Here is a 24,869-nt window from a genome sequence, read left to right as displayed (position 1 = left end):
TATTTCAGCATTAAAGCAAATCAGCAGCACTTTTTTTCCATTACCACGCCGTGAATCAACAAAAAGAAAGGCAGCATCCCTCTCCTTTTCTTCATCGTCGTTGTACCTTTTTTTGGATGTTATAAATAAGCCGGTTTTGCTTATAAAGGGCTTGAAAAAGAAAGAGCGGTAGCCAGCCTATTTCCAAAATTGCTAACAGACTATGTTCCCAACGCGTTGCAAGCCTCATCATGCCTTTCTGCAAGCCCTCTTTCAGCCATTCTTCTTAGCCAAGACCGGTAAACCTTAGCCGCCTCCTTCTCATTCGAAAAAAACTGATTTTTGCTTTTATATGCATACACCTGGTTCTCTCAGGGGTAGAGGTCTGACAGGGTTAATTTTCAAATAAGAAAAAACCGCTCAAGGAGAGCGGTTTTTTGCATCTAGCAGAAGCTAATCCTGCCTATCATGTTTACCCGGAAAATCACCAGGCCAACGCATGGGTTTAGGCTCCGGCCTGGGCTGGGGGGCTGGACTGGAAGCGGCTGCATGGTACACGATTCAAACTCCTTCACGGATCAATCAAAAATCGTAAAGCCATATGCCTATTCCACTAAAAAAGTGAAAAATCAATAACCGCATCGGCTTATTACTAGCAAACCCATTCACTTTAGCATCAATTAAAAAAATCATTAACAATTCCCATGTAAATTAGGGAAATATATTTGTTAATTCCCCACGGCCAACCAAATACTTAGCCGCCTTAATTTACTTTTCATTTTTCCTTAAAAACCCTCTCAGCTGGCCCGCGTCTTAACAGCTTACTCAATGAAAACACGCAAGCACACTGCGCCCCCCGTATCAAGCGATCCTATAAAAAAAGACCGCCATAGCGGTCTTGGGTTTGCAGCCCGAACTGGAGGGGCTCTCTTTTCCCTCCAGCCTGGAGCCTAAATCACACCCCAAAAATACAGCAACGCCGGCAACAGGGCCGTTAGTACCCCTTGCACCGCAGATACCAGGCCAGTCAGCCTGGCAATAGGCTTGTTCAGAACCAGCAGCAAGAAGAACATGAACCAGAGCACAGCCCAGGACAGCCAGCTCACTACCTGCCAGTAGTCAAAAACCTGCTCGGCCACGCGCAAATTAGTCAATGCAGCCGGAACAGCTATACACGCCACCAGCAAGGAGTACCATCCCAGGGCCCGACCATCACTGCCTGTGAAGGCATTCACCCCCACCCAGAAGTAAGTCAAGGCAAACAGGCCCAGATAGACAGCTGACAAAGGGGAATAGGCAGCGCTGTTGGCGGGATTCAGGATGTGGGACATAAAGATAAATCCCAGTACAGCGGTGAACAAATTAACGATGGCGGCATCTTTGGCGCTCACCAGTCTTTCCGTGTGGTGGCCTTCAGAGTAGTAGAGACGAACACCATTCACGAACAGGCACAGGCCTGCAAACGCCAGAAAAGCGGCAACTAGCATGTTGAAGTTTTCCCAAGTAGTAAATAGGCGAGCACAGAACAGGCACGCCACAAAAGATTGCACTCGGCACGGAGGCGGAGCAGATCATAGAGCGTAGCTAGCGCATCACCATGTGGGTTTTTTTATAAGCGCTATAAGAAAGAACTGTGCAGGGCTCACAGGCCTGCTCAAGCCTGCGTACCTTCTTGGCGTCGAGTTGCCATACGCACATAGACCAGCTGTGCCAGTAACTCCACCAAGGTTTGGGCCAAAATGATGGCTGGCAGCAAGGGCATGGCGCCGGGAATCGCGAGAACCAACGGCAGGACAACCAGCGAATTACGCGTGGCAGTGCTAAATGCAACGGCACGCCGCATGGGAGCTGCCAGATCCGCCAGCCGCGCCGCCGCCCAGCCAATCATCGGGGCCAGAACCGCAAATAATAGGTAAACCGGTACGACGCGCCCTATCACGTGCAGCGCGGGTTCCAATTGCGGCCAAACAGCGGCCACCACCATAAAAAGCACCGCAGCGGTGGCAGGCACAGGCGCCAAACCCAAACCAAGATGGATCTTCGCCCAAACCGCACGTTTGGCAGCGAGATACTGAGTGGCAGCCGCCAGTAGCAGCGGCATCAGAATCAGAAAGCCGAAGGCGTTCAGAAAGGGTCTGGCCTGAATAGACACCGCCAACTGCTCTCCCAAGGCCAAACGCAGGTAGGCAGGCAACAACAGCATTTGCAGAGCCAGTAATATCGGGGTAGCGGCCAAGAGTGCACGTGCATCAGCCCGGCCCATATGGGCAAAGGTCACCACATAGTCGACACACGGAGCCAGTAAAACCAGCAACACACCCAAGCGCAACAAACCGTGCTCGGGCAGCAGAGGCAACAAGGCAAATACCAACAGAGGAATCAGAGCAAAGTTGGCAATCAGCAAAACAAGCAGAAAGCGCCATTGCGTCAGCGCCTTGCCCAACTGGGCAAGGGGCACCTGCAAAAAGGTGACATACAGCATGAAGCCCAGCGCCGGATTGATCCAGCCCACTAGACTGACCGGCAACACCCAGACCTGGGAAAGACCGGCAGCAAGCACCATCACTCCAAAATAGATGGCAATTTGTCTGCTTTCCAATAGCGCTCGCACCACGCTCACACCCTCGACGTGCAACGCCGGCCGCTCACTGCCACCAAGAAATCACAGGCGGCTTTGACGCAAACGCGCCGCCGACTGACGGTTCAAATCACGGGCCTGGCGTTCGGCGTACTCGCTCTCGCCCGCTTCGTAGCGACCCTCGTACATGCAGGATTCCCGGTCCCAGGTACATTCGTTAAAGAGTTTTGATACGGGGCCAGTACCGGGCTTGGGCGAAGAACATGCGGCCAGCAAAGCGGCCAAACCCAACACCGCCGCACTTTGAGTTAGTCGTCGAACCATCATTGCGTTTTCCCCACAAAAAATCTTTATTGCATTTACCGCCAATGGAAACAAAAGCCAATCGCGGACAATAGGCACACTGTACCCCGAGGCTCCAAAGCACGTCGATTCTCTTTTTCTAACAATTTGCAATTCATGACTCACGAACAATTTCTGCTTTTAGCCCAAGTCCTGAACATCATGCCAAGCGCTGAGCTGGAACAGCAGGTCCGCACTCCGAATCAGGCACGCAGCGCAGAGGCGCACAGGATGCTGACCTTGCATCACCGCATCAAGGAGGCTTATGTCATTCACCGACCCACGGCTTTCCGGGTTGTGGTCAGCCATGACGACCTGGACCGGTTTCCCGGGGCGCTGGATCTGAAACCGGACATGCACGTGCAACTGGTTTCCTACACCAGCGAACGCTATATCACGGTTCGTATCACCCAGGCGCCCGCCACCCCAAAAGCTTATTTCCGGGGCGTGGTCAGTGAGCAGAACATCAGCTACACCGTTTTTGAACAAGGTGACAGCGTGTACTTTTCCGAAGATCAGGTCCACGCGGTCCTGAACAAGTAGCACAACCCGACGGCGGCACCCCAAAAACGGTTTTTACTCCGCCCCTTTGAGGCTTAAATCGGGCAGCAGGTGCAAACCGGTACGGCGCACGAACTCTGGATAGCTGATCGGCGGCCCCGCACGGGTAGAGGCTTGGTTAGCCTGCCAATGTACCCAGGCGCGCCCTGTGGTGGCGTCGTACACCAGCTTGAACAAATGACTGGGCACGGCAACCTGATTGGCCCCGATCGTCCTGGCATTACGCTCAAAAACAGGTCCGGTAAACACATAGACTTGACCTGCCGCACGAGAGACATACTGACGCGTGTCAGCTTCGATCTTGTTCCAGGGTCCCGCGTTATGAATCTGATTTTGCGGCACCATATTGGCCAGCGAAAAGCTTTGGGCCATGCCCTGTTCGGAGGCCATGTCGCCAGCCGGTGCCATATGTCCACGTGAATAGCCCGAGCCCCGATAATCATGCAACTCAGCCCGCTCGGCCCGAGGCAAACGCGCCTCGGCGTAAAACCGGTCGGTGCGTTTGATGCCTTTGGCCGCCTGAATATGCTGTCGATTCAAGCGCTGCGCTACAAACACCGGCGTTTTGGTTTGACCGCTATGCAAGATCGCAAAAGAGCTAAAGCACAGCTCTCTTTGCGTGTAAGCCATCGGCACCACAGGTCGGGCGCCCGGAAAGAACTGTGGACAATGAGCAAAAGAAGTCTGAACATAACCATCTACAGACGCCGGCACGGGAACATGGTCCTGAGCCGTGTAGCCAGGCAAGCCCAGCGACTGCAACCAGGGCTCCACACTTTGCCAGTTCAGCCCCTGGGGATGAAGCCAGGCCGTGGCAATCCCGAAACTGGTCAGAGCGGCGGCCAGGACAGATTTCAAAAAACGAGCCGGACCCGCTCCCCCTGTTTTTTTCCTGCTGCTGCTTTTTCCTATACCGCGACCCATCTTCTTTCTGCTCATACCACTCTTGTTTTATACGTGATCGGCCTACAACATTGTGCCCACCACAGCTGTGATTATAAGCAGTCCTTTCCCATTCCACGGCGCGTAGCCCCACAAGGGGCCCGTGTTCTGCGTTGAACCCCTTGGCGCAGACTATTTGCAGAGGGCACTGACCCCTACCCTCCTTGCCTGCGTCGCCGCTCTTTTACATCGCGCCCAACGCCTGCAATTCGTTCAACTCCTCCCGTAACTGCTCCAGCTCGATCCGGTCGCGCTCAAGTTTCTGCTCGAGCTTCCGAACCTTGCCGGTATCTCCCTTGCGCGTTTGTTGAGCGATTTCCTCCATCCGCTCCTGAATCTCCTCTTGCTGCTCACGGATCGCTTCCTGTGCATCTCGCAGCAGATCTTCGTCCTTGCAATGCTGCTGGACCTGGGTCAAGGCGCGCTCCAAGCCGCGCTGCTTATGCACATTGCCATGCTCTCGAGCATAGTCGATCTGATTCTGAATTTCGGCCGCCCGATACTGACAGGCGGGATTATCCGCCCACACAGGCAAAGCCATGACACTTAGTACGGTGCTCAAGCACGCAGCGGCCATTCTCATCGTTTTTCTCCTGTCAATTTCATCCGCTCAGCGCACGGGCACGACCGTTTTCCGGGTGGGTATCTCCCCACCCTGCACTGCGCTCTCGTCGTTTTGTCATGAAACCATGATTAAATTCGAATGTTCCTGCGTTTATGCTATCTTTAAGTAACAAATTTATCGCGAATTGTGACAACGAACTTACATAACTTGTCTTTGCGCATAAAACACATCAGTTACACTCGAAATCCTCATAAAGCGAATCTCTACCGTTATCGTGTTCACCCTTACCATCAGGAAACTGATCTTTTTCCTGTGCGCTGTTCTGATTGTGCTCGGACTCTTTCCCTTTGCGCACGTCAGCGAAAGTTGGCTCAACACGTCCCAGGCTTATTCTGCCTGGCGCACCAGTGTGCTTCACTCCGTCATGCCTTTGTCAGCGCTGGCCGTAGCCAGCCTGATCTGGGCAGAACGCACGCTTTCCGCCTGGCTTGCCATGGCCGTGAACACGGTTGTGTTCATTTTGGCCATTAAAAATATCTGCGATACAGCCGACCGCTTCTCCCGTGTCTGTGGCATTGATATCTCCGTCTCTTACGGGGCTATGGCGTACGGTTTGTGCCTGGCTGTCTTATGGGTGCTGTTACTGAGCTATCACCGCAAAAATCCAGGAGATCAGCAGCCCGCCGGTTCCCTGATTTAATCCCTGCAATCCCATTTTTTACGGTTAAGCCCGCCCCCAAACCCCTCGGTACACTATCATGCCCGGGCGCTGGCCCTCCTATTCTGCCTCGATACAATCAGGTGCCCAACGGGCGAACTGACAAACCTGAAGCGCGCGCCTCTTTGAAGGGAAGCAAGACATGAGCCAGGCCCTTCGTGAGGCGGTCGCCAGCCTTGCGCTTAAAAAGGCCAGAAAACAGGAATCAGTGCGACACCCAGAACCCAGAAGATCAGATTCAGGGGCACGCCTACCTTGAGAAAATCGGCAAAACGATAACCCCCGGCGCCATAGACCATGGTATTGGTCTGATACCCCACGGGCGTGGCAAAACTGGTCGAGGCGGCAAAGGTGACGGCAATCAGAAATGGAGTAGGGTCCACATCCATCATTTTGGCCGTGGACATGCCAATCGGCGTGAGCAACACCGCCGCTGCGGCATTGCTCATGAATTCGGTCAACAGCAGCGCCATCATGTACACCACCGCCAGCACGGTCAAGGGTCCAAATGACTTGACCAGACCCACCGTGTTTTCAACCAGAAACTGAGCAGCCCCTGTCTCACTCATGGCCAGGCCCAAAGGCAACAAACCGGCCATCAGGATGATGATGCGCCAGTCAATCGCGTCGTACACCTCATCCGCCTTCAGGCAGCCCGCCAGGGTCATGGCCACCGCCCCCACCAAGGAAGTAATGCTGATAGGTACCCAGCCTAGGGCGGGAATTGCAATCACCAAAGCCATGGTGAACAGCGCGAAGGGAGCGCGCCAGCCCATCTCCTTTTCCGCCTCCCGTTCAGACAGCACAATAATGTTGTTGTCCGAACGCAAGTCCGCTTTTTCAGCCGCGGGGGTCAACATCAACAAAATGTCGCCCACCTGCAAACGTACCGCCCGCAACTGCTCACGCAACACCTGACCACGACGATGTATGCCCAGCACCGTCGCATTCTTGTGCCAGCCCGGTCCCAGACTACCCAAGGTGCGCCCGCTGATTCGTGAACGGGGAGCGATCATGACTTCAGTCAACACCTGGTCCACCTGCTCAAACGACTGCTGCTCCAGCTTGAATTGCGGGTCCACTTCCAGTCCCGCCTCTTTGCGCAACTCGTCGAGTTTGGTCCAGTCACCGCGCGCCAAGAGCACATCATCCGCCTCAATCTTCTGTTCGCGCGGCCCCCACACTTTGGTATCGCCTCGCAACAGCTCCAACACGAATACCCCGTACTGCTCGCCCAGTTTGGCGTCCCCCACAGACTGCCCGATCAAAGACGAGTCGGGCATCACGCGCAGCTCGGTAATGTACTTGCCCAATTCATATTGCTCGACCAGCTCACCCGCGCGCGTGTCAGGCAATAACCAGCGTCCTATTGTCAGCAAGTAAATACAGCCGACCACCATGCAGATCACACCAAGGGCGGTGAACTCAAACATGGTAAAGCCGGGATGACCCAGATCACGGGCAATGGCATTGACCAGCAGGTTGGTGGACGTACCGACCAAGGTGCAGACCCCCGCCATTTGCGACACATAAGACAAGGGAATCAGCGCTTTGGAAGCCGACATCCCGATACGCACACTGGCAGCCATCACGATGGGAATGAACACCGCCACCACCGCGGTGTTATTGACGAACGGGGCAATCACAGCCAGAACGAGAAACAACACCAGTAAAAACTGGAACGGTGAGCGGGCCTTGCTGAGCAAATCTCCAATTCCCGAGAGTGCTCCGCTATTTTGCAGGCCCGCTGCCAGCACAAACATGGCAGCCACCGTTACGGTGGCCGGATTGCTAAACCCACCCACCGCCTGTTCAGGAGTCACCAGGCCCAGCACTGCCAAGGTGCTTAACACCAACAAGGCAATGGCATCTATTCTGAGTTTTTCGGTAGCAAACAAGACAATCGCTATTAAAGCCAGACCCAAGACCACTGCAATCTCTGTTGTCATGCTGCCCTACTCCTGTTTATTCTGTGTTGCTCAGTATAGGTAAAAATCCAGCGTCCCAAGCGCTGCATATAGCCTTACGGAACAAAAAAACACAAGTTCGCGCAGCAAAGGAATCAATGTAGAACGAGGCTTTCCTGGGCAAGTCATATAGCGAGAGCATCGCTAAGCGGTAGGCGGCACCATTGAATAACAGTGTGCGCCGATGCAGGGGTCTGCTGAGGGTCTATGTCCTGCTGGACGAACTCAAGCGACTCTGGTTCTACCGAAGATCTGCCTGGGCAAAACAAACTTGGCATCATTGTTGCGAGCAGGCCGAGCACAGTTAAATAACCCTCTTAAACACCTTCGCCCAGTGCCCGAAAGGCTATCTGCATGGCATTCTGGCCGCATGCCGACATCGCCTCAACACCAGTATCGTTGAGGGCTTCAACAACACCATCAAGCTCATTAAGCGGCGTGCCTACGCTTACCGAGTCCATGAGTTCTTCTTCCTCAACATCCGCGCCGCTTTCCCCGGTAATGCTCAATGATCCAAAAAAAAGCCCCCGGTCGCTCAGGAGTCGGGGGCCTTGTATGGATGAATACGGGAACGGAGCTCGCGCGCCGTCCCGACCACCCGGTTTAGAGCTTCAGACGCGCCCGTCCTCCTATGGTTGCGGCCAGGCTCGCCACAAACGCACCGACCAGCAACGAGGCAAAGGCCCATAAGGCAAAGGCGGCAGCGGCCTTGCGAGCAGCATCTGCCGCTTCACGCGCCTGTTGTTCCAGCTTTTCGGCCGCCTCCTTGGCTTGCTGCTGCACCGAATCCAGACGCTCTTTGGCCTGCTCGGGCGTCAAACCACTACGATTGGCAATCAGCTTCAGCAAATAGTCCTGATCCTGCTGAGACACCTGACCTTCGGCCAGGCTGCGAGCCAGAATACGACTGACCTCACGCTCTGGATTGGCCGTTTGCGCCGGTGCATTAGCCGGATCAGCAGGACGCAGCAAGCTATCGGTAAAGTAACCCAGGCCTGGCCCCTGCATCTGATCCTTACCCGCCTGCCCCACCACCGCCGAGGCAGCGCCTACCCCAGCCCCGGCCAGATTGGCGCCGGCTTGAGCGGTGCCCGACACCAGCGATGCCACCCCAGAACCCAGCAGAAACACACTGACGACGGCACTGACAGCCCAGACCAGGAAACCGTGTGCCGTATCGCGAAAATGGACTTCGTCACCATGCACACCCGTCCAATTGGTGCGCAGGCGACCGGTTATATAGCCCGCCATCCCGTAAGCAATGATCTGTGTAAGGAACAACCAGACAATTGTGCCGATAGCGATCGTGGTGCCCGAGGCCCCATCATTGTTCCAAGGAGAGATCGCCATGAATCCCAGACCCGTCCCGCCCACCAGCAAGGTCACGGTCATGGCAGCGGCGATGACGGCCCCTCCAATGACGGCGCCCCACGATACCGCTGAATGCGAGGACTCCGCTACGGCGTGCGTACCCAAACCTGCATCTGAACCAAATTGCGTTGTAGCCATGATGATTCCTTATTCCGGATTGTGATCGCAAGCACCTCAGTGCCAGAACAAAGCCAACAAAATGATGATAGGGATAGGTACACCCAAGACCCATAAAAGAATTGATCTCATAACCCCTCCATTCGAATGAGACATTAAAAGCAAAATGCTATTAACAACACTGTCTTCGTCGTCATTCTAGGCAGATAAAAAACCCCTACATCTTATAAAATGTAAAAAACGAAACCAATTCGATTTGCACGGGGAACGCAAGGTCATTGCTCTGTAAAACCCTGACATGTCCCTTTTGCAAAAAGCTTGCAAGCCTTTTTTGACGTGCCACACAGAGGAAGATCGGATATCCGGTAAGCTCAACTATCAGGCGACATCCTTGTGCTTCGTGAAAAACTCTTGATGGGTGGCTAATACCAACTCCGCTTTTCATACTTATTTTTTAGTATTTGGAAATATTTATTTACGCACACAGCATAGATAAATAATCCCCACCAGCACCAATGAAATAACTGAAATAAGCGAAAATGGCGAGTCAATAAAAAATTATCGGAAAACAAGAATGCAAAAACTCAAAAAATAATCTCAGAAGAATGTCTGCACTCCTCCCGGTAAACCTGCCATCAGGTTCAAGCTTTTTCTTATCCACCAAGCCCGGCAACGCGCACACGACTCCAGCCAGAGCCCAGAACGGCCGCATCAGGCCCTCAAAAGCACTACAGAAAGCCATAAAACCGTACCTGGATGGGGCAGACTCGGTTATCCTGTTGCCTCCATTCAAGCTCGGCCGCTGCGGTGGTAAGCCGCGCATCATGCGCCTTCTGTATCCCGATACTGCCAATGACGGCCTGAATTCACACAGAGCCTAGCCTATGAGCGACCTCCAAAGTCTGATCGAATCGGCGTGGGAACAGCGAGCTTCCCTCTCCCCCCAAGAACACAGCATTGAACTGCGCACGGCCATCCATACCGTGATTGAAAAGCTGGATTACGGTTCCCTGCGCGTGGCGGAAAAGATTGACGGACAATGGCAGGTCAATGACTGGGTCAAGAAAGCGATTCTCCTGTCTTTCAGAATCAAGGAAAACCGCGTCATGGCTGGCGAGCCCGCTCCCTTCTATGACAAGGTGCCTTTGAAGTTTGAGCAACATGACCAGGCCGCCTTTGCCCAAGCCGGTTTTCGCGCCGTCCCCGGCGCCGTCGTACGCCAAGGTGCCTATATCGCCCCCGACGTAGTGCTGATGCCCTCTTTCGTGAATATCGGCGCCTATGTCGGGGAAGGGACCATGGTCGATACCTGGGCCACCGTCGGCTCCTGCGCCCAGATTGGCAAGCATGTCCATCTGTCAGGGGGCGTAGGGATTGGCGGAGTCCTGGAACCTTTGCAGGCCAATCCCACCATTATCGAGGACAACTGCTTTATCGGCGCCCGCTCTGAAGTGGTGGAAGGCGTAATCGTAGAAGAAAATTCGGTGCTGGCCATGGGCGTATTCCTGTCGCAAAGCACCAAGATCTACGAGCGCGAAACGGGCAAAATTTATCAAGGCCGCGTGCCTGCCGGCTCGGTCGTCGTGCCGGGTTCGCTGCCCTCGCCCGATGGCCTGTACAGCCTGGCCTGCGCCATCATCGTCAAGCGTGTGGATGCCCGTACCCGCGCCAAAACCAGTATTAACGATTTACTTCGCGCCTGAACATGAGCACTGACAATTCTGTACTTGATACCCTTAAAGCCTTGATTGCCCGTCCCTCAGTCACCCCCGAGGACGCACACTGTCAACAATGGCTGGGTGCCCGCCTGGAGCAAGCTGGCTTTAAGCTGGAACATTTGCCCAGCGGCCCGGTCTCGAACCTGTGGGCCCGCCGTGGCACCCAGGCCCCCCTGTTTGTTTTTGCAGGCCACACAGATGTGGTGCCTACCGGGCCGGAAGCGGCCTGGGATTCGCCCCCCTTCGAGCCTACCGTGCGCGATGGTCAGCTGTATGGCCGCGGTGCCGCAGACATGAAGGCCTCAATTGCGGCCTTCCTTCATGCCGTCGAGGAGTTCACCACCGCCCATCCTGCACACAAAGGCTCGATCGCATTGCTGCTGACCTCGGATGAAGAAGGTCCGGCTATCGATGGCACCGTGCATGTTTGCCGTGTTCTCCAAGAGCGCGACGAAAAGCTGGACTACTGCATTGTGGGCGAACCCACCTGCTCGCGCCAACTGGGCGACACCATCAAAAATGGCCGTCGCGGCTCGCTGTCAGGCCACCTGATCGTCAAGGGCCGCCAAGGCCATGTGGCCTACCCGCAATTGGCCATCAACCCGCTGCATGTGTTCGCTCCTGCACTGCATGAACTGACCGATCGCATGTGGGACGCTGGCAATATCGATTTCCCCCCCACCAGCTTCCAGATCTCCAACATCCACGCCGGAACTGGCGCCAGCAATGTGATTCCCGGCCAGTTGGATGTCCACTTCAATTTTCGCTTTTCTACTGAGCAGACTCCTGCCGGTCTACAGGCGGAAGTGGAGTCCATCTTGCGCCGTCACGGCGTGGATTTCCAGCTCACCTGGACCTTGGGCGGCGAGCCTTTCCTGACAGAGGCCGGCCCTCTGAGCCAGGCCCTGGCCAAGGCCATTGAAGCTGAAACCGGTCTGGAAACGGATCTGTCCACCACCGGTGGCACCTCAGATGGTCGCTTTATCGCTAAAATCTGCCCTCAAGTGGTCGAATTTGGCCCGCTCAACGCCAGCATTCATCAAATCAACGAGCATGTTGCCATTGCTGATCTTGAGCCTCTTAAAAACATTTATCGCCGTACATTGGAATCCCTGCTTTGTTAAGCCCTTGCATCGATCATTCCTCCCTGCTCCACGCCCAGCAGGAGCTGCGCACCGTGCGCGACTTGTTGCGCTGGTCCGTGAGCCAATTCAACCGCTGTGAACTGGCCTTCGGCCACGGCAGTGACAATGCCTGGGACGAGGCTGCCTATCTGCTGCTGCATACCTTGCACCTGCCGCTGGACACGCTGGCCCCCTATCTGGATGCCATTGTTCTGGAGTCCGAGCGCGCTGCCTATCTGGCCCTGATCGCCCGTCGCTGCAATGAGCGTGTTCCCGCAGCCTACTTGACGGGTGAGGCCTGGCTGCAAGGTCATCGCTTCCGTGTCACGCCCGACACCATCGTACCGCGCTCTCCGATAGCCGAGTTGCTGGCCGAGCAGCTCCAGCCCTGGATTGCCGACCCCGATGCCATCTACAGCGCCTTGGATTTATGTACCGGTTCGGGTTGCTTGGCTATCTTGACGGCACTGGCATTCCCCCAGGCGCAGGTCAATGCCGTCGATCTGTCCGACGCCGCGCTGGAAGTGGCCCAGTCAAATATTGATGCCTTCGGACTGAACGATCGCATGAGCCTGTTCAAGAGCGATCTGCTCGACCAGGTGCCGCAAACCGCCTATGACCTGATCATTTGCAATCCGCCGTATGTGAATGAGCAGTCCATGCAGAACCTGCCGCAGGAATACCGTCACGAGCCGCAACTGGCCCTGGCGGGAGGCGATGACGGCATGGATCTGGTGCGGCGCATTCTGGAAGCCGCGCCCAATTACCTCTCCCCCGAAGGCGTGCTGGTATTGGAAATTGGCAATGAGTATGACAACTTTGTTGCCGCCTTCCCGGAGCTGGAACCGATCTGGCTAAGCACGGAAACCGCTGAAGACCAGATTCTCCTGTTAAGCCGGGAGCAGTTGGCCCCGTGATACGCGCTACTGGAATTACGCTGCGTCGCGGCGTCAAAGTCCTGCTGGACAATACCGATTTCATCGTTAACCCAGGCGAGCGTCTGGGTATCGTGGGCAAGAACGGCGCAGGCAAGTCCTCGCTGTTCGCTTTGCTGCAAGGCGAGCTGGACCTGGACGGGGGCGACCTGAGCATTCCTGAGGTCTGGGAAGTGGCCAGTGTGCGCCAGACCATCCCGGACCGTGACCGCCCCGCACGCGAATTCGTTATCGATGGTGACGAACGTCTGCGAGCCTTGCAGGAACAGCGTGCCAATACCCCTGACAGCGACGGCCAGACCATTGCTGAGCTGGAAAATGCGCTGATCGAGGCCGATGCCTGGTCGGCTCCCTCGCGTGCCGAGCAACTGCTGGCAGGGCTGGGTTTCCGTCCCGATCAGTGGATGCTGCCGGTACGCGAGTTCTCCGGCGGCTGGCAAATGCGCTTGTCACTGGCACGCGCATTGATGGCCCCCTCGGACCTGCTCTTGCTCGACGAGCCCACCAACCACCTGGATCTGGACGCCATGCTCTGGCTGGAGCGCTGGTTGGGTTCTTATCCCGGCACAGTCTTGCTGATTTCGCATGACACCGAATTTCTGGATGCAGTGGCTCGTTCGATTCTGCACGTAGACCAAGGCAAACTGGTTCGCTACAAGGGTGGCTATAACGACTTTCTGATGCAACGCGCCGAACGCGTACAGCAAAGTCAGATTGCATACGAACGCCAGACTCGTGAAGCCGCCCGTCTGCAAAGCTTTATTGACCGCTTCAAGGCTCAGGCCACCAAGGCCAAGCAGGCGCAAAGCCGGGTCAAGGCCCTGGCACGCATGCAAACCTTGACACCCTTGCGTGACGACTCCAGCGTATCGATTCGCCTGCCCTCACCGGAGTACACCCCTGACCCACTGCTGACGCTGGATCGGGCCGACCTGGGCTACCCTGGACAAGACAAGCCTATTTTGAGCCAGGTACGTCTGATGGTGCGGGGCGGCGCCCGGGTGGGTATTTTGGGGATGAACGGTGCGGGCAAGTCCACGCTGGTCAAAACCCTGGCCGGCAAGCTGGCTCCCGTCACAGGCGAACGCCTGGAATCCAAGGGGCTCGTGATTGGTTACTTTGCCCAGCACCAGCTCGATTCCATTGATCCCGACTCGACTCCCTTGCAGCATCTGGCGCGGCTGGCACCAGATGTGCGCGAGCAGGAGCTGCGCAACTACCTCGGCTCCTTCGGCTTTAGCGGTGATATGGTCACCAGCCTGACCGCCCCCTTTTCGGGTGGTGAAAAGGCGCGTCTGGCCCTGTCCCTGATTGTTTGGCAAAAACCTAACCTGCTTCTGCTGGACGAGCCCACCAACCACTTGGATGTGGATACCCGTGAAGCCCTGGCGACGGCCTTGGCTGATTACGGTGGCAGCGTGCTGCTGGTATCGCACGATCGCCATTTGTTGCGTTCTACCGTTGATTCTTTCTGGATCGTGGCCGATGGCCAGGTTCAGGAGTTTGATGGCGACCTGGAAGACTACCGCGACTGGCTACTGGCCCGCAGTGCGCAATCACGTTCGGAAGCGCGTCAAGAAGCACGAGCGAACGATAACGGCAATGAGGGCACCGACCGCAAGACCCAACGCAGGCAGGAAGCGGAATTACGCCAACGCCAGGCACAGCAACGCAAACCCTTGGAAAGCCGCTTGAAAAAAGTGGAAGCCGGAATGGAAAAAACCCAGCAACGTCTGCACGAGCTGGATACCTTGATGCAGGACCCGGACTTCTATTCAGACAGCTACAAGGATCAACGCCCCGCCCTGATGAGCGAGCATGGCGAGCTGAGCAAAACGCACCAAGCCCTGGAAGAAGAATGGCTGGAGATTCAGGAAGCCCTGGAGGAAATCGGGCGGCAGGCTTGAGTCGACCTGATCGATAAGAGCTTTGCCCCTGCGACATTGCTGGCGACGCAGACAGAGCCAGCACGCCCCACTACGTACCTTTATGCCCTCAACCGACCACATCAGAACTTGACCATGCACCTTGCAACACAGGATTTTCCCCGTATCTGGATCTCGAACGACTCTCCTTCCAACTGGAAAGAGCAACTGGAAGCCTTGCTGGAACAGGGTCAGCGCTTTGTGCTGCTGACACGCGAGCTTCCGGGAGCTGCGTCAGACGGACCTGACAATGACGCAGAAGCATTTTCTCAATGGATCAAAGACAATCGCGATCGTCTACGCCTGTGCTGTGCGGCCAGCCTGGTGGTCGTGAACAATGCCTTGATGGCCTTTTCCCTGAATGCATTCGTCGCCCCGCTGAGCAAGAAACTGGGTTTTCCTGTTCGTGTCGTACATGAGGATGAGCTCGATTCGCAAGTCACCGCTTATTTGCAGGCCACTCCCGCCCTGGAAAACAGCTAAACCGCCGCGCCGCCAAACCCTACTCATCCTGCCCACAACAGCCCATCAGGCAGATGGTGTCCGCCATCTGCATCTCTGTGCTCAAAAGCCTACATCCGCACCCGATCCTCGCCCCCCGCACACAATGACACCGCCCAACGTGCAACTTTATGCGCATAATGCTGTCCATTGTCCTTTCTGATTCTGGCTGTAACCCGTTTGAATCTCTCCCATTCCTCCTCGAACTTGCCGCCCGTGCTGGCCGGCCCTATTTTGCGTCGTCTCGATGCGCAACGTCTGAATTTGTGGCTGGTTGGCAGCTCAGCCCTGTCGCTGGAACTGCTTCTGGAACCGCAAGGCGCCCCTGCCCATCGCATTGCACTGGATGCCGGGCAATGCCGTATCGTGCCCATTGGCAAGCACGCCTTTATCCACTTCATTGATGTGCAGCTTGCCGACCCGCTGCCCCTGGATACGCTTGTTTTCTACGACCTGATTCTGCACTCAGCGTGTGAAACGGAGCAAAACATCGCAGATTGGGCCCCTCACCTGCTGCATCAAGGCCAAACCCGACCCAGCCTGGTGCTGTCCAGCCGCGCTGACAATCTGATGTTTGGCTCTTGCCGCAAGCCGCATCACGCGTCCCGCGACGGCTTAGCACAAGCCGACCGGGTCTTGAGCGAACATATCAGCCACGCCGATATGCGGCCCGCTTTACTGATGCTGGCTGGCGATCAGATCTATGCCGACGATGTGGCAGGCCCAATGCTGGCAGCCATCCATGCACTGATTGAACGCTTGGGATTGTTCGGGGAATATCTGGAAGGCGCGGTCGTGTCCGACAGCGAATCTCTTTACCGCCACCCTGCCAGCTATTATCGGCGGGCTGATCTGCTGCCTGCCTTCAAGTCCAATGAAGATTTGCGCGAGCGCTTCTTCGGCGGTGTGGAAAAACCCATTTTCACTACCGCCAATGCACACAATCACCTGGTGACATTAGCCGAAGTCCTGGCCATGTACTTGCTGGTCTGGTCCCCCACTGCCTGGCAAATCATTGGCGAGCCCACTCCGCCAGAGCTCTCCGCTGAGCACCATCAGCGCTGGCAACGTGAATCGCTTGCCTTAGAAGGTTTTCGTCAGGACCTGCCCCAAGCGGCACGCTTGCTGGCGCATGTACAGACACTGATGATTTTTGATGACCACGACATTACCGATGACTGGAACCTGTCGGCCAAATGGGAAAGCACGGCCTACGGCCACCCTTTTTCTCGTCAGATCGTGGGCAATGCGCTGGTGGCGTATATGTTGTGTCAGGCCTGGGGCAACCGTCCTGATGTCTTTGAGCCCGTTCTGGACACCGTCAACGCCTGGACACGTTCACCAGACGAGCATCATCGCCTGGACCATGCGACCCAGGACGCCCTGATCAAAGAGCTGCTGGATTTCCGTCAATGGGACTATGTGCTGCGCACTCAGCCTACGCTGATCGTACTGGACACCCGTACACGCCGCTGGCACAACCGCCGCTTGCCCAGCCGTCCTTCCGGCCTGATGGATTGGGAATCCCTGACCGAGCTGCAGCACGAGTTGCTGGATGAACGCGCTGCGGTCATTGTCTCGCCCACCCCTATGTTTGGCGTCAAACTGATTGAGGTCATACAAAGAGTCTGCACGTACGCCGGTTTTGCGCTGACAGTAGATGCGGAAAACTGGATGGCCCACCGCGGAGCCGCCAACACCATGCTCAATATTTTCCGGCATTCACGCACGCCGGGCAATTACGTCATTTTGTCCGGTGATGTGCATTATTCATTTGTCTACGACGTGCAGGTGCGCCATAGCAAACATATCCCGCATATCTGGCAGGTCACCAGCAGCGGCATTAAAAATGAATTTCCGGAAGGTTTGCTCAACTGGCTGGATCGGCTCAACCGTTGGCTTTACTCGCCCCGCTCGCCGCTGAATTGGTTTACGCAACGGCGTGACTTGAGCATCACACCCCGCCTGCCCGATCAACGCCAGCATGGTGAGCGCGTCTGGAATGGGTCAGGGCTGGGCCAAATCTGGCTGGACGATCAAGGTCGTCCAGCGCGCGTACTCCATCACAATGCCAACAAAAAACCGCCTACCGAATTTCTGCCTCCTGAACAGGGGACTGAACGGTAAGGCGGCCAGATCTGCCCCAAGGGGCAATCGCAGGTTTTACTGTCCTGCTACGGAACTGACGTAGGTCGCGATGGCGTCGCGCTCTTCATCGCTCAAGGTCTGCGCGAACGAGGGCATGGCACCCATACCCTCTTTCATGACTTTCAGGATTTGCTCTTTCGAGGGCTGCAACTCATCCAGATCAGGGCCGATGGCACCGGCAGAACCGGCATCGGCCAAGGTATGACAAAACGCACAGGCAATAGGTTTGGCACCGCTGCTAAACAGAACTTTGCCTTGCTCATCTGCATGGGCCTGACCTGCAACAGCAAACAAACAGGCAGCAGCAACAACGAGGTATTTCTTCATGATTTCCTTCCGAACCCACCCCGACGTGTCGGGGTGGCTACAACATTTAATACTTAAACAACGGTGACCGCCAACATGTGGTCACGCCAACTATTATTCAAATAGCCATGGCTGTTAGCCACGCGCTCCTCAGGTTGAACCGTGCCGGCTTCACTGGTCGCGCGGCTGGCGATTTCATATTGACCAGGCTTCAGGTCCATGCCCACCACAAACTGGCGCCAGGCATACTTGCCCAGGTCCGGTCCAACGAACTGGGCCTTGACCCAGTTCTTGCCGCCGTCCACCGTCACTTCCACCTCCTTGGCAGCGGACATGCCGCCAAAGGCCAGGCCCTGAATCTGTACGAGTCCTGCCTTGAGGTCTTCGCCAGGCTCGCCGTTCGGGCTGGTGATCCAGGACTTGACCGGCATTTCCCACACCGATTCCTGATTCACATTGGTCTTTTCGCCCATAGGCGTCATGCGGTAGCTGTTTTGCTGAATGCTGGCAGCCGACTGGTCCTTGCTAAAGGCCAGTTGCTTGATGTATTTGACATTATTGACGCCCGTGTAACCCGGCACGATCAAACGCAATGGGCCACCGTGAGCCAGGGGAATGGGCTGACCATTGATTTCCCAGGCCAAAATAGCGTCATCAATCGCTTCCAGCGGCAGTGAGCGCTCTACCATGACGGTATTGGGGTCCAGGCCTTCTGGAATATCCTCCCCACCGGTACCCGTCATGTACTTAGCGCCGGCGTCCATTCCGCCGGTCGCTTCCAGCACAGCCTTGACAGGTACGCCCGAGAACACGACACAGCCTGCTGCACCCACGGTCCACTTGGTGCCGCTGGGTTTTTCAGGAAAGTAGGCACGGCCGTTACCCGAGCACTGCAGCACCATCGGCACGGCAACCAGACCCAGACGCTTGAGCTGGGCCACGGTCATGTCCTGTGGGTTCTTCACCCCCTTGATGGACAATACCCAGGCATCCGGATCAGCCACGATCTGCTCGGACGGAGGGGCTACATTATTGCGTACGAACAAGCGATCCAGCGGTGTAATCAAACCGGAGCCAAAGGCGCTGCGTTTGGTTTCAATCGTATTGGCGCTATGCACGATCAAACTGTCGGCATGTTTCCAGGACGCATAGGCCGGCAGAGCTTTCGCTTGCGTTTTAGCCTTTTCCTGAGCCAGAGCGGCTGACAAAGGGGTCAGACTTGCGGTACCAGCCAGGGCCATCACCCCGCCTGTCGACAAAAGCATGCGCCGACGTGAAAGATTGCTAGGTTCCATGATCGCCTCCATGTATGTTTGTTACTGTAATTAATTTAGGCTTCGATTTTATGGGGGCACCCATTTTATAACTAGAAAATATAACCCTTATATATAACGCTTGGATTGAGATTTAAGGGCAAGGACGAACGCGCGGAAACCCGCGCTAAACAAGGTTCTTTAGAAAATCGAGCAGTCGTTCATCCGTCCGAGGAAGAAGGCTAGACTTTTATCCATCCGCTTGACGTGGCGCGCTGACAGACACTAAACCGACCAGGATGGGAGTCGGATGCTCGACAAAAATGCACACTATCTGACCGTAATGGCAGAAGGTTCAAGAGTGGTCTGCCTTATCAGCACGTACAAGCTGGGCGTGACGGCTTAAACACGGGGAGCAAAGGCTGAAAATCAGCTCCAGACTCCAAGCACTGGTTCAGGCTGGGGTGAATGCCATGGCCAGGACCTGGGCCAGGCGTCAGAATGGGAGTGGGACTGGGGATGAGATTAAAGTTGCCGTCCCAGTTGGGGACCGGCTTAAAGCGCATTCCGGGTTCGGTTTCAGGGTCAGGCCCGGGTTCATCGTCCTGTTCAGATGCAGACGTAGACTCGTACAGGATCAAAAAACCTGCTCATGCCCAAGGCCAACAGAAAGAAACAAAGACGGAGATAGACTCATAGGCCAAGGTAGAGGAGCTTGCGGTGCTCCAGGCACAGAGCATTAAAAAAGCCCCCGTCATTGCGGGGGCCCTCAGTTTGCTATGGCCTGTCTGGCTCTTGCTTAGCTAACCGTATCCAGCTTGGCGATCGCCAAGGCCAGGGTCTTGCTTCCCACTTCGCGAAACTGGATCAAAGCCTGTGCATCCTCCCCCTGACCGGTCAGGTTGATGATGGTGCCTTCACCAAAACGATTGTGGTGCACGCCCTGCCCGACCCGGAAGGTCTGACCGTTCACCTCCAGAACACTGGTGTGACTACGACCGCCATAGGGCTGAGCCGAGTAGCTCTTGTCCTTGGACTCCCAACTTTGGCCACGACGGAACGCACCCGAACTGGCTTCAGACTGCATGGGCGAACTGGTGTAACGCGCCGACAACCACTTGATGTGTTGTTCCGGCAGCTCCTCCAGAAAGCGAGAGCGCATGGCGTAACGCGTTTGTCCATGCAACATGCGGCTTTGCGCCAAGGTAATGTACAAACGCTGACGCGCCCGCGTAATCGCCACGTACATCAGGCGACGCTCCTCCTCGATCCCACCTGGGTCAAACAGGCTGTTTTCATGAGGAAAAAGCCCCTCTTCCAGACCAGTGATAAAGACTGCATCAAACTCCAGTCCTTTTGCTGCATGGATGGTCATCAACTGAATCGCATCCTGACCCGCCTGTGCCTGATTGTCGCCCGCTTCCAGCGAAGCATGGGTCAGGAAGGAGCCCAGGGGCGACATGGGTGCCAGTACAGAGGCTGCCGCTTGCTCCGGATTTTGCATTGCCTGTTCGGACTCACCGGGCACAGCTTCAGGAACACGGCCTGCAGGCAGTTCGGCAAATCCTTCCTCACCCACAAACACGGTGGCTGCGTTCACCAGTTCCTGCAAGTTCTCAAGCCGTTCAGCGCCTTCACGGTCAGCCTGATAGTGAGCCAGCAAGGTACTGTGGTGAACCACATGCTCAATCAGCTCGGGCAAGGACAAAATCTGTGCCTGGCTGGCCATATCCTGAATCAGCGTGGCAAAACGCATCAAACTTGTTGCTGCACGCCCTTGCAGATAAGGAATGGCCCGCAGCAAACTCGTACCACGTTCACGCGCCAAATCGGCCAGTTGCTCAACAGAGCGGGCGCCAATTCCGCGCGTGGGAAAATTCACGACACGCAAAAACGCCGTATCGTCATCCGCGTTATCCATCAAACGCAGATACGCCAGCACATGTTTGATCTCCTGGCGCTCGAAGAAGCGATGGCCGCCATACACCTTGTAGGGCAGCCCCTGGGAAAAGAGCCTGTGCTCAATGACCCGCGACTGGGCATTGCTGCGATACAAAATGGCAATCTCGCGGCGCGGCTTGCCCTCGGCAATCAAGGCGCGAACTTCATCCACAATCCATTGCGCTTCCAGAGCATCGGAGGCCAGCTCGCTGATGCGCACCAGCTCGCCTTCGCCACTATCCGTCCACAGATTCTTGCCCAGACGGCCACTGTTATTCTCGATCAGCGCATTGGCCGATTCCAGAATATGACCACAGGAGCGGTAGTTCTGCTCCAGACGAATCACATTGCCACGAGCATAGTCGCGCTCAAAGTCGGCCATATTGCCCACGTTCGCACCACGGAACGCATAGATGGACTGGTCATCATCACCCACGGCGAACAAACTGGCCTGCTCACCCGCCAACAAGCGCAGCCAACGATACTGCAGGACGTTGGTGTCCTGAAACTCATCGACCAGAATGTGCTTGAAACGGCGCTGATAATGCTCGCGAATAGGGGCATTACGAGACAGGAGCTCGTAGGCACGCAACAGCAGCTCGCCAAAGTCTACGACGCCCTCCCGTTCGCATTGATCTTGATACAGCTGATAGAGCTCGATCAGACGGCGACGGTGGGGATCGTGGGCGTCCAGGTCTCCAGGACGCTGGCCGTCTTCCTTGCAAGCATTGATGAATTTCTGGATTTCCTTGGGCGGGAATTTCTCGTCATCAATATTATTGGCCTTGACCAGGCGCTTGATAGAGGCCAGTTGGTCAGCCGTATCCAGAATCTGGAATGTCTGTACCAGCCCGGCATCGCGATAATGCATGCGCAGCAAGCGATTGCACAGACCGTGGAAGGTTCCCACCCACATACCGCGGGTGTCGATGGGCAATAAAGAAGTAAGCCGCGTCAGCATTTCGCGCGCGGCTTTATTGGTGAAGGTAACAGCAGCAAGGCCGTGTGGGCTGACCTGCCCGGTCTGGATTAACCAGGCCATTCGGGAGGTCAGGACACTGGTTTTCCCGCTACCAGCTCCGGCCAGCACCAAGGCATGGCCAGAGGGTAAGGTGACGGCGGCTCGCTGTTCCGGGTTTAAGCGATCCATCATGCCGCGTAGCGGCGCAGACGCAAGGCGAACTGCTCAAGACTGTCAATGCCACTTTGCTGAGCACGCTGGCACCAGGCGCGCAGATCCGCGAGCAACTGCTCGCTCGATGCGCTGGAACTCTCCCAGATGCCGGCCAGCTCACGCTGCATGCGAACCAGAATGGACAGGCGCGAGTTACCCGCTGCCACATTTTCCAGCTCCGCACGCTGCTCAGGGGCCAGAACATCGTCGCCACGACCGATCCAGTCGTTGCAGCTTTCCAACAAGGCCCACGAGCAATTGGGATTGTCTTTGTTCACCTGTGGCTTCAAACGGGCGATCTCTTCCGATGCGGTGGTTTTGATGATGTCCGCATAGCGCGCCAAAATTTCGTAGCGGTGCGTGATCACGCCTTGCAGGGTGGACAGACTGATACTTTCCACGGGGGCATTCGACGGCACACTCGGTTCCAGACGCAGCTTGGGAGCCACCTTCTTGACCTTGGCCAACCCCAGTGCCTTGAACACCGTGATATAGCACCAGCCCAGATCAAACTCGTACCATTTGCTGGAGAACTTGGCCGATGTACCGTAAGCGTGGTGGTTGTTGTGCAGTTCCTCGCCGCCAATGATGATGCCCCACGGGAACACATTGGTGCTGGTATCGGGACTGGCAAAGTTGCGGTAACCGATCGCATGACCCAGACCGTTCACCACACCGGCTGCCCAGAAAGGAATCCAGGCCATCTGGATCGCCCAGACAGTCAGACCCAGCAGGCCGAAGAGGAACAGGTCAATACCCAGCATGATGGTAATACCCAGCATGCTGTACTTGCTGTACAGGTTGCGCTCGAGCCAGTCATCGGGGGTACCGTGACCGAAACGCTTGAGGGTTTCCGGATTGGTGGCTTCCTGGCGGTAAAGCTCTGCGCCACGGAAAAACACCTGGCCCAGGCCAAAGACAACGGGGGAATGAGGATCGCCTTCACGTTCGCATTTGGCGTGGTGCTTGCGGTGAATCGCAACCCATTCCTTCGTGACCATGCCAGTGGTCATCCAAAGCCAGAAACGGAAGAAATGCATCAGCGCTGGATGCAGGTCCAGCCCGCGGTGCGCCTGACTGCGGTGAAGAAATACGGTCACTGCCACAATAGTGACATGTGTCATCGCCAAAATAACGAGAATAAGCTGCCACCAAGACAGTTGCAGCCATCCGTCAGCAAGAAAAGAAAGAAACGATTGCATAGACCCTTTTAGACCTGATTTTTGTTAAGGGAAACTGGAAAAGTGTAGCTCACCTAACCCCTTAACAATAACATTATTTAAGGACGAACTTGCTTTAAATCAAGCACTTTCCGTGATTCGTTCAAGTGCCGCACCAAAGAAACAATCTGTCTGGTGACGGTCCGTGCGCAGATTTAAATAAGGCCCCTCTAGCGCAAGGGCCGGACATTTGTCCTTCAATATTTCCCGGGCGTCCAGCAGTCGGAACTCGGGATGTTTGTCCAAGAATGCCTGCACTTGTTGCTCGTTTTCCTCGGGCAAGAAACTGCATGTTGCGTAAACCAAACGACCTCCTGGTGCAACACAAGCGGCGGCTTGTTCCAGAATGTCGGCCTGCATCTGAGTGTACTGCTCCAGAGCCTGCGGGTGTTGACGCCATTTAAGATCAGGATTTCGACGCAAAGTTCCCAATCCGCTGCACGGTGCATCCACCAACACACGGTGAGCCTTGCCATGCAGGCGACGAACACGCTGGTCGCCTTCTTCCTGAATGACCACCGGTACCACATTGGACAGACCGGCGCGGGCAAACCGCGGCTTGGCCTTGTTCAGGCGCGTGGCCGACACGTCAAAGGCGTACAGGCGGCCTGTGGAGCGCATCAGGGCTCCCAGGAGCAGGGATTTGCCACCGGCGCCCGCGCAGTAATCGATGACCATCTCGCCCCGACGGGGCTCAAGCAAGGCGGTCAGCAACTGGCTGCCCTCTTCCTGAATTTCCAGCTCACCTTTTTCATACTGTGGCCATACAGCGACAGAGGGGCGGCCTTCAATTCGGATACCCCAGGGCGAAAAAGGCATGGCAACCGGTTTGAATCGGGCCATGGGACCGTTTTGCAACTGGCGCAGCACGGTGTCGCGCTCGGCTTTCATGGGGTTGACGCGCAGATCCAGCAAAGCCTGCTCGTTCATGGCGGCCATCAGTTTGTAAGAGTCCGGAATCTCTTTCAGACGCTCTTCCAGCCACTCAGGCAGGCTCAGGCGCACGCCAACTGGCAAACCGTCTACGTTCAGGGCACGGATATGGCTCAGCCACTGACGCTCTTCTTGTGTCAGCCCCAGCGCCAGAGATTCCTGCCCCATCGCGGTAGACAGGCCAAGAATGGCCAGACGACGGGTGGACGGGCCCACGCCGCTTTCTGCCCAATTACGGTACTGGCGCAAGTGACGCAATACGTCGAAAACAGCTTCACGAATCTCGGCACGGTCACGCGAGCCCATTTTGGGGCGTGTACGGGCCCAGCGGGTCAAAGCCAGGTCGGCGGGATGCTTCCATTGCAAAACCTCACCCAGGGCACTGGAAACCTGTTCCAGACGACGCTGTGCCATCGCTCCCGGCTCGGGTGGGCCCGAGGGTTTGTCACGGCGTGCTGCATAAGGACGACCGCGCGCTCCAGACTCGTTACGTTGGTCCGTCGAGGATGGGCGCTTGCGGTCCGAGCGGCCGCGAGATTGTTGGTGATCAG

20 protein-coding genes and 1 pseudogene are annotated in these 24,869 nt (G+C 56.1%); 9 read left to right on the top strand and 12 right to left on the bottom strand.

Going from position 1 to position 24,869, the window contains the following annotated elements; genetic code table 11:
• Positions 1-929: 929 nt before the first annotated feature.
• The 3 genes from ACOZ42_RS06655 to ACOZ42_RS06645 all read right to left on the bottom strand — a co-directional run bounded on the left by ACOZ42_RS06655 (position 930) and on the right by ACOZ42_RS06645 (position 2,884).
• Positions 930-1,466 (bottom strand): AmiS/UreI family transporter, encoded by a 537-nt coding sequence (locus ACOZ42_RS06655; RefSeq protein WP_426345707.1) that lies wholly within the window; start codon positions 1,464-1,466, stop codon positions 930-932.
• 167 nt (positions 1,467-1,633) lie between these two features.
• Complete coding sequence (locus ACOZ42_RS06650) at positions 1,634-2,599, bottom strand: arsenic resistance protein (RefSeq protein ID WP_426345706.1); 966 nt, start codon at positions 2,597-2,599, stop codon at positions 1,634-1,636.
• Positions 2,600-2,641: 42 nt separating this feature from the next.
• Positions 2,642-2,884 carry a hypothetical protein gene (locus ACOZ42_RS06645; RefSeq protein WP_426345705.1) on the bottom strand — a complete coding sequence of 81 codons (243 nt, stop codon included), beginning with the start codon at positions 2,882-2,884 and terminating at the stop codon, positions 2,642-2,644.
• Positions 2,885-3,016: 132 nt separating this feature from the next.
• Between ACOZ42_RS06645 and ACOZ42_RS06640 the strand changes: the two genes are divergently transcribed.
• Positions 3,017-3,442, top strand: a complete 426-nt coding sequence (locus ACOZ42_RS06640; RefSeq protein WP_219235944.1) for a hypothetical protein — start codon at positions 3,017-3,019, stop codon at positions 3,440-3,442.
• Between the two features lie 33 nt (positions 3,443-3,475).
• Here ACOZ42_RS06640 and ACOZ42_RS06635 read toward each other — a convergent pair whose 3' ends face one another.
• Together ACOZ42_RS06635 and ACOZ42_RS06630 are read right to left on the bottom strand one after the other, a co-directional pair.
• A complete protein-coding gene (locus ACOZ42_RS06635; RefSeq protein ID WP_426345838.1) occupies positions 3,476-4,384 on the bottom strand; it encodes a DNA/RNA non-specific endonuclease in 909 nt (302 codons plus the stop codon).
• 202 nt (positions 4,385-4,586) lie between these two features.
• Positions 4,587-4,985 carry a DUF1090 domain-containing protein gene (locus ACOZ42_RS06630; RefSeq protein WP_426345704.1) on the bottom strand — a complete coding sequence of 133 codons (399 nt, stop codon included), beginning with the start codon at positions 4,983-4,985 and terminating at the stop codon, positions 4,587-4,589.
• A gap of 256 nt (positions 4,986-5,241) precedes the next feature.
• Here ACOZ42_RS06630 and ACOZ42_RS06625 point away from each other — a divergent pair, with 256 nt between their 5' ends.
• Entirely contained in the window at positions 5,242-5,667 is a 426-nt protein-coding gene (locus ACOZ42_RS06625) for a DUF202 domain-containing protein (protein WP_003801422.1), read from the top strand.
• Between the two features lie 200 nt (positions 5,668-5,867).
• Here ACOZ42_RS06625 and ACOZ42_RS06620 read toward each other — a convergent pair whose 3' ends face one another.
• Positions 5,868-7,634 (bottom strand): SLC13 family permease, encoded by a 1,767-nt coding sequence (locus tag ACOZ42_RS06620; RefSeq protein WP_003801424.1) that lies wholly within the window; start codon positions 7,632-7,634, stop codon positions 5,868-5,870.
• A gap of 206 nt (positions 7,635-7,840) precedes the next feature.
• On the opposite strand from ACOZ42_RS06620, the pseudogene ACOZ42_RS06615 reads away from it, so the two are divergent.
• Positions 7,841-8,164 (top strand): annotated as a pseudogene (locus ACOZ42_RS06615) (transposase); the annotation flags it as partial.
• 91 nt (positions 8,165-8,255) lie between these two features.
• Here the strand turns inward: ACOZ42_RS06615 and ACOZ42_RS06610 are convergent.
• A complete protein-coding gene (locus ACOZ42_RS06610) occupies positions 8,256-9,161 on the bottom strand; it encodes a hypothetical protein (protein WP_426345703.1) in 906 nt (301 codons plus the stop codon).
• A gap of 863 nt (positions 9,162-10,024) precedes the next feature.
• On the opposite strand from ACOZ42_RS06610, the gene dapD reads away from it, so the two are divergent.
• From dapD to ACOZ42_RS06580, 6 genes are all read left to right on the top strand, one after another.
• Positions 10,025-10,843: a 2,3,4,5-tetrahydropyridine-2,6-dicarboxylate N-succinyltransferase gene (gene dapD / locus ACOZ42_RS06605; protein ID WP_003801431.1), complete on the top strand. Its 819-nt coding sequence runs from the start codon at positions 10,025-10,027 to the stop codon at positions 10,841-10,843.
• A 2-nt stretch (positions 10,844-10,845) separates the two neighbouring features.
• The gene (gene dapE, locus ACOZ42_RS06600) at positions 10,846-11,982 is read left to right on the top strand and encodes a succinyl-diaminopimelate desuccinylase (protein WP_426345702.1); all 1,137 of its coding nucleotides are present in this window, start codon (positions 10,846-10,848) and stop codon (positions 11,980-11,982) included.
• Entirely contained in the window at positions 11,976-12,899 is a 924-nt protein-coding gene (gene prmB / locus ACOZ42_RS06595; protein WP_426345701.1) for a 50S ribosomal protein L3 N(5)-glutamine methyltransferase, read from the top strand. Before dapE ends, prmB begins: the two co-directional genes overlap by 7 nt.
• The gene (locus ACOZ42_RS06590; protein WP_003801439.1) at positions 12,896-14,824 is read left to right on the top strand and encodes an ABC-F family ATP-binding cassette domain-containing protein; all 1,929 of its coding nucleotides are present in this window, start codon (positions 12,896-12,898) and stop codon (positions 14,822-14,824) included. The genes prmB and ACOZ42_RS06590 overlap by 4 nt, the downstream gene beginning before the upstream one ends.
• 114 nt (positions 14,825-14,938) lie before the next feature.
• A complete protein-coding gene (locus ACOZ42_RS06585) occupies positions 14,939-15,325 on the top strand; it encodes a hypothetical protein (RefSeq protein ID WP_219235940.1) in 387 nt (128 codons plus the stop codon).
• A 198-nt stretch (positions 15,326-15,523) separates the two neighbouring features.
• On the top strand, positions 15,524-17,470 hold the full coding sequence (locus ACOZ42_RS06580; protein WP_426345700.1) for an alkaline phosphatase D family protein: 1,947 nt from the start codon (positions 15,524-15,526) through the stop codon (positions 17,468-17,470).
• A gap of 36 nt (positions 17,471-17,506) precedes the next feature.
• On the opposite strand, the gene ACOZ42_RS06575 is transcribed toward ACOZ42_RS06580, so the two are convergent.
• From ACOZ42_RS06575 to ACOZ42_RS06555, 5 genes are all read right to left on the bottom strand, one after another.
• A complete protein-coding gene (locus ACOZ42_RS06575; RefSeq protein WP_426345699.1) occupies positions 17,507-17,818 on the bottom strand; it encodes a c-type cytochrome in 312 nt (103 codons plus the stop codon).
• 53 nt (positions 17,819-17,871) lie between these two features.
• A complete protein-coding gene (locus ACOZ42_RS06570) occupies positions 17,872-19,092 on the bottom strand; it encodes a sulfite oxidase (protein ID WP_426345698.1) in 1,221 nt (406 codons plus the stop codon).
• Positions 19,093-19,849: 757 nt separating this feature from the next.
• Positions 19,850-22,144, bottom strand: a complete 2,295-nt coding sequence (locus ACOZ42_RS06565; protein ID WP_059317760.1) for a UvrD-helicase domain-containing protein — start codon at positions 22,142-22,144, stop codon at positions 19,850-19,852.
• Entirely contained in the window at positions 22,141-23,367 is a 1,227-nt protein-coding gene (locus tag ACOZ42_RS06560) for a DesA family fatty acid desaturase (protein ID WP_003801447.1), read from the bottom strand. Before ACOZ42_RS06560 ends, ACOZ42_RS06565 begins: the two co-directional genes overlap by 4 nt.
• 99 nt (positions 23,368-23,466) lie before the next feature.
• A complete protein-coding gene (locus ACOZ42_RS06555) occupies positions 23,467-24,732 on the bottom strand; it encodes an RsmB/NOP family class I SAM-dependent RNA methyltransferase (protein ID WP_003801449.1) in 1,266 nt (421 codons plus the stop codon).
• Positions 24,733-24,869 lie beyond the last annotated feature (137 nt).

Origin of the sequence: Alcaligenes sp. HNGD-HTN06 (genome assembly GCF_049932565.1) — a bacterium.
Lineage (GTDB): Bacteria > Pseudomonadota > Gammaproteobacteria > Burkholderiales > Burkholderiaceae_B > Alcaligenes > Alcaligenes ammonioxydans.
The sequence above is the reverse complement of the archived record's forward strand: the minus strand, read 5'-3'. Positions and strand labels throughout refer to the sequence as shown.

Excerpts from the sequence above, each read along its gene's own strand:
- ACOZ42_RS06655 (WP_426345707.1), bottom strand. The coding sequence starts at position 1,466 with ATGCTAGTTGCCGCTTTTCTGGCGTTTGCAGGCCTGTGCCTGTTCGTG.
- ACOZ42_RS06645 (WP_426345705.1), bottom strand. The coding sequence starts at position 2,884 with ATGATGGTTCGACGACTAACTCAAAGTGCGGCGGTGTTGGGTTTGGCC.
- ACOZ42_RS06640 (WP_219235944.1), top strand. The coding sequence starts at position 3,017 with ATGACTCACGAACAATTTCTGCTTTTAGCCCAAGTCCTGAACATCATG.
- ACOZ42_RS06635 (WP_426345838.1), bottom strand. The coding sequence starts at position 4,384 with ATGGGTCGCGGTATAGGAAAAAGCAGCAGCAGGAAAAAAACAGGGGGA.
- ACOZ42_RS06630 (WP_426345704.1), bottom strand. The coding sequence starts at position 4,985 with ATGAGAATGGCCGCTGCGTGCTTGAGCACCGTACTAAGTGTCATGGCT.
- ACOZ42_RS06620 (WP_003801424.1), bottom strand. The coding sequence starts at position 7,634 with ATGACAACAGAGATTGCAGTGGTCTTGGGTCTGGCTTTAATAGCGATT.
- ACOZ42_RS06610 (WP_426345703.1), bottom strand. The coding sequence starts at position 9,161 with ATGGCTACAACGCAATTTGGTTCAGATGCAGGTTTGGGTACGCACGCC.
- dapD (WP_003801431.1), top strand. The coding sequence starts at position 10,025 with ATGAGCGACCTCCAAAGTCTGATCGAATCGGCGTGGGAACAGCGAGCT.
- dapE (WP_426345702.1), top strand. The coding sequence starts at position 10,846 with ATGAGCACTGACAATTCTGTACTTGATACCCTTAAAGCCTTGATTGCC.
- ACOZ42_RS06585 (WP_219235940.1), top strand. The coding sequence starts at position 14,939 with ATGCACCTTGCAACACAGGATTTTCCCCGTATCTGGATCTCGAACGAC.
- ACOZ42_RS06575 (WP_426345699.1), bottom strand. The coding sequence starts at position 17,818 with ATGAAGAAATACCTCGTTGTTGCTGCTGCCTGTTTGTTTGCTGTTGCA.
- ACOZ42_RS06570 (WP_426345698.1), bottom strand. The coding sequence starts at position 19,092 with ATGGAACCTAGCAATCTTTCACGTCGGCGCATGCTTTTGTCGACAGGC.
- ACOZ42_RS06565 (WP_059317760.1), bottom strand. The coding sequence starts at position 22,144 with ATGATGGATCGCTTAAACCCGGAACAGCGAGCCGCCGTCACCTTACCC.
- ACOZ42_RS06560 (WP_003801447.1), bottom strand. The coding sequence starts at position 23,367 with ATGCAATCGTTTCTTTCTTTTCTTGCTGACGGATGGCTGCAACTGTCT.
- ACOZ42_RS06555 (WP_003801449.1), bottom strand. The coding sequence starts at position 24,732 with ATGGCACAGCGTCGTCTGGAACAGGTTTCCAGTGCCCTGGGTGAGGTT.